This window comes from Kitasatospora sp. NPDC059803, from assembly GCF_042732255.1.
Lineage (GTDB): Bacteria > Actinomycetota > Actinomycetes > Streptomycetales > Streptomycetaceae > Kitasatospora.
In genome coordinates this window covers 5,580-11,122 of sequence record NZ_JBHWIJ010000071.1, presented here as the reverse complement: position 1 = coordinate 11,122, position 5,543 = coordinate 5,580, and the positions used below count along the sequence as shown (strand labels likewise).

5 protein-coding genes and 1 pseudogene are annotated in these 5,543 nt (G+C 73.3%); 2 read left to right on the top strand and 4 right to left on the bottom strand.

Going from position 1 to position 5,543, the window contains the following annotated elements; all coding sequences use genetic code 11:
- From ACFV6I_RS14420 to ACFV6I_RS14405, 4 genes are all read right to left on the bottom strand, one after another.
- On the bottom strand, positions 1-306 hold a 306-nt coding region (locus ACFV6I_RS14420), incomplete at its 3' end, for a hypothetical protein (protein ID WP_380425410.1).
- Between the two features lie 207 nt (positions 307-513).
- Positions 514-951, bottom strand: a complete 438-nt coding sequence (locus ACFV6I_RS14415; protein WP_380344110.1) for a hypothetical protein — start codon at positions 949-951, stop codon at positions 514-516.
- Complete coding sequence (locus ACFV6I_RS14410) at positions 948-2,375, bottom strand: APC family permease (protein WP_380344146.1); 1,428 nt, start codon at positions 2,373-2,375, stop codon at positions 948-950. The genes ACFV6I_RS14415 and ACFV6I_RS14410 overlap by 4 nt, the downstream gene beginning before the upstream one ends.
- 415 nt (positions 2,376-2,790) lie before the next feature.
- A complete protein-coding gene (locus ACFV6I_RS14405) occupies positions 2,791-4,167 on the bottom strand; it encodes an MFS transporter (RefSeq protein ID WP_380425408.1) in 1,377 nt (458 codons plus the stop codon).
- Positions 4,168-4,305: 138 nt separating this feature from the next.
- On the opposite strand from ACFV6I_RS14405, the gene ACFV6I_RS14400 reads away from it, so the two are divergent.
- Together ACFV6I_RS14400 and ACFV6I_RS14395 are read left to right on the top strand one after the other, a co-directional pair.
- Positions 4,306-4,959 (top strand): transcriptional regulator, encoded by a 654-nt coding sequence (locus ACFV6I_RS14400; RefSeq protein ID WP_159398490.1) that lies wholly within the window; start codon positions 4,306-4,308, stop codon positions 4,957-4,959.
- A 42-nt stretch (positions 4,960-5,001) separates the two neighbouring features.
- Positions 5,002-5,543: pseudogene (locus ACFV6I_RS14395) on the top strand (hypothetical protein); the annotation flags it as partial.

Here is a 5,543-nt window from a genome sequence, read left to right as displayed (position 1 = left end):
GCGGTCTCCCACACCCCGCGCTCCCCCCCCCCCACCCCGCCCCCCCCCACCCCGCGCCCCCGGGGGGGGGGCGGCCGCGGGGCCCCCCCCCCCCGTCAGCAGGGCACCGATCAGCCACAGGAACACCACGTCGTTGGCGAAGGCCATGCCCTGGGTGCGCAGGAACCAGACGAGCGCGGTCAGGTAGACCGGCCAGGCCAGCAGCCGGAGTCTCGACAGACCGGTACGACGGGGGCGGGCGGTCAGGGGTCGCAGTCGCCCGGCCCGCGCCGGGGTGGGCGGGGCCGGGCTGAGCAGCTTGGTCATGCTCACCGAAACTACCAACGCAAACTTGGAGGACGCTGGGTGAACCATGACCGCCTCGTAAGAAAATCGCACAGCCGGGCCGCCGTTCTGACGGCGGAGCAGCGGGGTGACGGCCCCGTCATGAGACGAAGCCCAGCTCGTGCGGGGTGTAGTCCTCGGTGGTGAAGGGTCGAGGCACGGTCGGGTCCTCCTCGAAAGCCGGGCGGGCTACTTGCGGACGGTGTCCTGCAAGTTGAGGTCGTCGATCTTGTCCTGGATCTCGGCGAGCCTGCCCGGGCAGTACACCGAGAGCACGACCGCCTCGGCCCGCACCGCGTCGCGGTCGGACAGCACCGGCCGTTGGCCCGGCCCGTCGGCGCCGTTGGACATGCCGGACGTCCACTGCGCCTGGGTCAGCGCGTTCGACGGGTTCGCGCAGACGGCGCCGCCGTCCTCGCCCAGGGTGTGCACGATCTGGTCCCGCGCGGGCACCGGATAGCCGGCCGAACCCAGCGCCCGGGCGAGCTGTCCGGCCTTGCGGTCGGCCTGGTCGGTGGCGTGCAGCCGGGTGAACGAGAGCAGGCCGGTGATCAGCATCGCGACCAGCAGCCCGATCGCCCCGAGGTAGATCCAGCGGTGCCGGGAGGCCATCAGGCTCGTGGTCATGCCGCACCGCCCGCGGCGCCGCGCAGCTCGGCCGACTCCTGCGCGGCCAGCTCCGCCGCCGCCTCCGGGGAGCGCCAGCCGGGCTTGCGCAGCCGCAGGAACAGGTACGGGACCAGCAGGCCGAGGACCAGCAGACCGCCGCCGACGATCCCGATGTACGTCCAGACGCTGCCGCTGCCGAACTGCGAGGACGGTACGAAGCCGATCGCCATCGCGCACGCCGAGGCGAGCAGCCCGACCACGCAGATCGGCACCAGCGCCGGGGCCCGGTAGCCGCGCGGGTGGTCCGGCCGGGTGCGGCGCAGCCGGATCGCGGCGGTGAACATCAGCAGGTAGACGATCAGGTACACCTGCGTGGTGATCACCGAGAAGATCCAGTACGCACTGGAGACGTTCGGGATCAGCGCGTACAGCAGGGCGATCGCCGTGGTGACCACGCCCTGGGCGACCAGCAGGTTCTGCTGGACGCCCTCCCGGTTCAGCTTCTGCAGGAACGGCGGAAGGTAGCCCTCCTGCCGGGAGATCATCAACAGGCCCTTGGACGGCCCGGCCAGCCAGGTCAGCATGCCGCCGAGCGAGGCCGAGATCAGCGCCACCGCGATCACCGGGGTGAGCCAGCCGATGTCGAAGTACTGGAAGAAGGCGTCGAAGGCCTGCATCACGCCGGCCGTCAGGCTCAGCTCGCTGGACGGCACCACCCAGCTGATCGCCAGTGCCGGCAGGATGAAGATCAGCAGCACCATCGCGGACGCGGTGAACATCGAGCGCGGGAACTCCCGCGCCGGATTGCGCAGCGAGGAGACGTGCACCGCGTTCATCTCCATGCCGGAGTAGCTGAGGAAGTTGTTGACGATCAGCACCAGGCTGGCCAGGCCGGCCCACTGCGGCAGCAGGTGCGCGGAGTCCATCGGCGCGGCGGAGCCGTTGCCCTGGCCGAGGAAGACGAAGCCGAGCACCACCAGCAGCGTGCCGGGGATCAGCGTGCCGATCACCAGGCCCATCGAGGACAGGCCGGCCACGGCCTTCGTCCCGCGCGAGGAGACCCAGACGCCGGTCCAGTACAGCACCATGATCACCACGGCGGTGTACGGGCCGTTGCTGGCCAGCCTCGGGTTCACGACGTACGCGATCGTCGACGCCACGTACGCCAGCAGCGACGGGTAGTAGAAGATCGTCATCGCGAACTGGCACCAGACGGCGAGGAAGCCCAGCGGCTTCGACAGGCCCTCCGAGACCCAGCGGTAGACGCCGCCCTCCCAGCCGGACGCCAGCTCGGCGGAGACCAGCGCGGTCGGCAGCAGGAACACCAGCGCCGGGACGAGGTAGAGGAAGACGCAGGCCAGGCCGTAGACGGCCATGGTCGGGGCGGAGCGCAGGCTGGCCACCGAACTCGTGGTCATCAGGGCGAGCGTCAGCCAGGACATCCGGGGGGCGGTGACCACCCGGGCGGCCACCGAGCCGGTCCGCTCGCGGGTGGTCGGGGCGCCGGGGCTCCTCGGTCCGCCGGGGCTCCCCCGGTCGCCGGGGCCTCCCTGGCCGCCGGGGTCTCCCTGCTCACCAGGGCTGCTCGGGTCACCAGGGTCGCTCGGGTCACCGGACCTGCTGGAACCGTCGGGGGCAGCGGCCTCGCCGGGGCCGCCCCGGCCGGGCGAGGGCGCGTCCGTGGAACCCATCTGTCCTCCTCCGGCACGGCCCCGGTCGGCTGCGCGACGCCCGGGCGGGAGGCGCCCCGCGCGCGGACGCCGCCCGGGAAGGGCCCCGGGGCGGGCCGTACCCGGCCAGTTCACCCGGTTGCCGAGGACGCCGCATGCGGCGTGCACCCGCACGGGTGAGCGACTGTCAGGGGCGGGCCGCCGGATCCTGCGGGGCCGGCCAGGCGGCGCGACGCAGCGTACGGCTCACGGTCGCGGGCAGCAGGGCGGCCGCGAGCAGGACGCTGATCGCGGTCAGTGCGACGGCGGGGGAGAGGTGGTCCAGCAGCAGGCCGCTGCCGAGCGTCCCGGCCGGCATGCCCGCGGTCAGCAGCGTCATGGTCGCCGCGATCACCCGGCCGCGGAGCTCGTCCGGCACCTGCCGGAACACCAGCAGGTCCAGCATCACCCGCAGGGCCGGAACGCCGATCCCCACCACGAACAGCGCGGCGAACACGGTGACCACCCCGCCCGGCAGCAGCGGCGCCAGCGTCACCGGCACGGCGGTCCAGGCCACCAGCAGCAGCAGGACGCCCGGCCCGGCCAGCCGGTGCAGCCGGGACACCAGGACCGTTCCGGCCAGCGCCCCGACCGCCTCGCCGGCCAGCGCCAGGCCGATCCCGGCGCTGCCCGTGCCGCCGTCCCGCAGCAGCACCATCACCGGCAGCATCAGGGCCGTCCCGGCGAGGTTGACCACCAGCAGGACGGCCAGGGCGGAGCGCAGCAGCGGGGAGGCGGCGAGCAGGCGGAACCCGGCCAGGGCGCCGCCGGACTCGGGGGTAGGCTCCGCGCCGCCCGGTTCGCGGTTCGGCTGTGCGGTGGCTTCGCCGCTCGGCTGCGCGTCGGCTTCGCCGCTCGGCTGTGCGGCGGCGGGGCGGCCGGGGAAGCGCACCACGAGCGCGGCCACCAGCGCGAGCAGGGAGGCGAGCGCGGTGCCGAGGAACGGCACCGCGCTGCCGAGCCCGTACAGGAAGCCGGCCAGCGGCGGACCGGCCAGCGCGGCCCCGGTCATCCGGGCCTCGTCCTGGGCGAGCGCCTGCGGCAGCTGCTCCGGCGCCACCACCGAGCGCAGCGCCAGCAGCCGGATCGGGCCGCTGTACGCAATGGTCGCCCCGACGGCGGCGGCGACGAGCAGCAGGTGGGCCAGGGTCAGCCGGTCGAAGGCCATGGCCACCGGGACGGTCGCCGTGACGAGCAGTCGGGCGGCGTCGGAGGCGATCAGCACCCGGCGGCGGTCGAGGCGGTCGGCGACCACACCGCCGTGGACGCCCAGCAGCAGGGTCGTGACCATCTGTACGGCCCCGAAGGCCCCGGCGGCGGTGGAGGAACCGGTGAGCGCGAGGACCAGCAGGGGGAAGGCGGTGTCGCCGATCCGCATGCCGAGCGTCGCGGCGGCCTGGCCGGCCCAGAGCGCCTGGAAGCGCAGGTTCCGTCGCAGCGGGACGGGCGGCGTGGCCGCCTCGGCCTTCGCTAGCGCCTCCTCCGCCGTCTTTGACTCGTCAGCCGCCGTTCTGTTCCCCGCCATGACCCACCCCGCCGTTCGCGCTTCCGACATCATTCACATTGACGTGAATGATGTCGGAAGCATGATTGGTTGCGCAAGGGTGAGCGCTCACCAGAGCGTGATTGCGTGCGGCGCGGCCGATCTGCCAAGGTGGTGCCCGTGGCCGAGCACGATCTGGAACCCGCCGACGGCGGCGAGCAACCCACCACCTGGGTCAAGGAACGCCAGGTGGCCGACGTCGCCGTGCTCAAGGCACTGGCCGACCCGTTGCGGCTGGCCATCCTCGGCGCCCTGAAATCCGGCGAGGAACGCCCGCTCACCGCCAAGGAGATCGCCGCCGCGCTCGGCGAACCGCAGACCAAGCTCTACCGGCACATCAAGCAGCTGGAGAAGGCCGGGCTGGTCATCGTGGCCGGCACCCGGCTGGTCTCCGGCATCGTCGAAAGCCGCTACGCCGCCGCGCAGGAGTCGATCCGGCTCGCCCCGGAGATGTTCACCGCCGACTCCCCGGGCCGCTCCGAGGCGTACGACGCCATCCTGGCCGCCATCGACCGGGTCCGCGGCGACTTCCGGGCACAGGTCCTCGGCGGGCGGCTGGACTTCAGCTCGCCCCGGGACGGATCGGTCGGGCCGCCCGGCCTGTTCGTGCACTCGACGCTGCGGCTCAGCCCGGACCGGCTGATCCGGCTGCGGACCCAACTCGCCGCAGTCATCGACGAACTGAACGAGGAAGCACCCAGCACGGCCGAGGACGCGGTGGACGTGACGGTCTTCACCCTGCTCTACGGACTCCAGCCGGGCACGGAATCATAAACTCCGCGCCGACTGTCGGTGCGGTGGGACACGATGACCGGCATGTCCTATGAACTCCAGGCCCTGATAGGAACATTCGAGCTGCTGGCGGTGGCCGCGGCAGAAACCTCGGCGGCCCGGGTGGTGCCGCTGGCGCAGGGGCTGGCCCTGATACCGGTCACCCCCGCGGTGCTCTCCGCCCTCCAGACCGACGGCGGCTCGACGAAGCCCGCCGAGGCGGCCGGCTTCGGCTGGCACCCGGGCGGCTTCGAACTCCGGCTGGCCGCCTGGTCCAAGGCGGGCCCGATCGCCTGCGTCGAGGCCGAGTACTTCGGCGGCAGCGGCACCCAGCGCGCCGCCGTCTGGGAGGACGGCCGGATCGTCCTCGGCCCGCTCACCAAGGGCGAGTTCGAACCCTTCCCGCCCGAGGGCTCCCCGATCTCCCGCGCCCTGCGGCGGATCGGCGCCCGCACCGAGGCCGGCCGGGTGGACGAGTTCGCGTCCGTCGGCCTTTCCGCCCACCGCGGCACCAGCGGCTGGGCGGGGGGGTGCCGGTCTGTCTCTGTGGGGGGCGGGGTGGGGCTCAGCCCGCCGCGCGCTGTGTC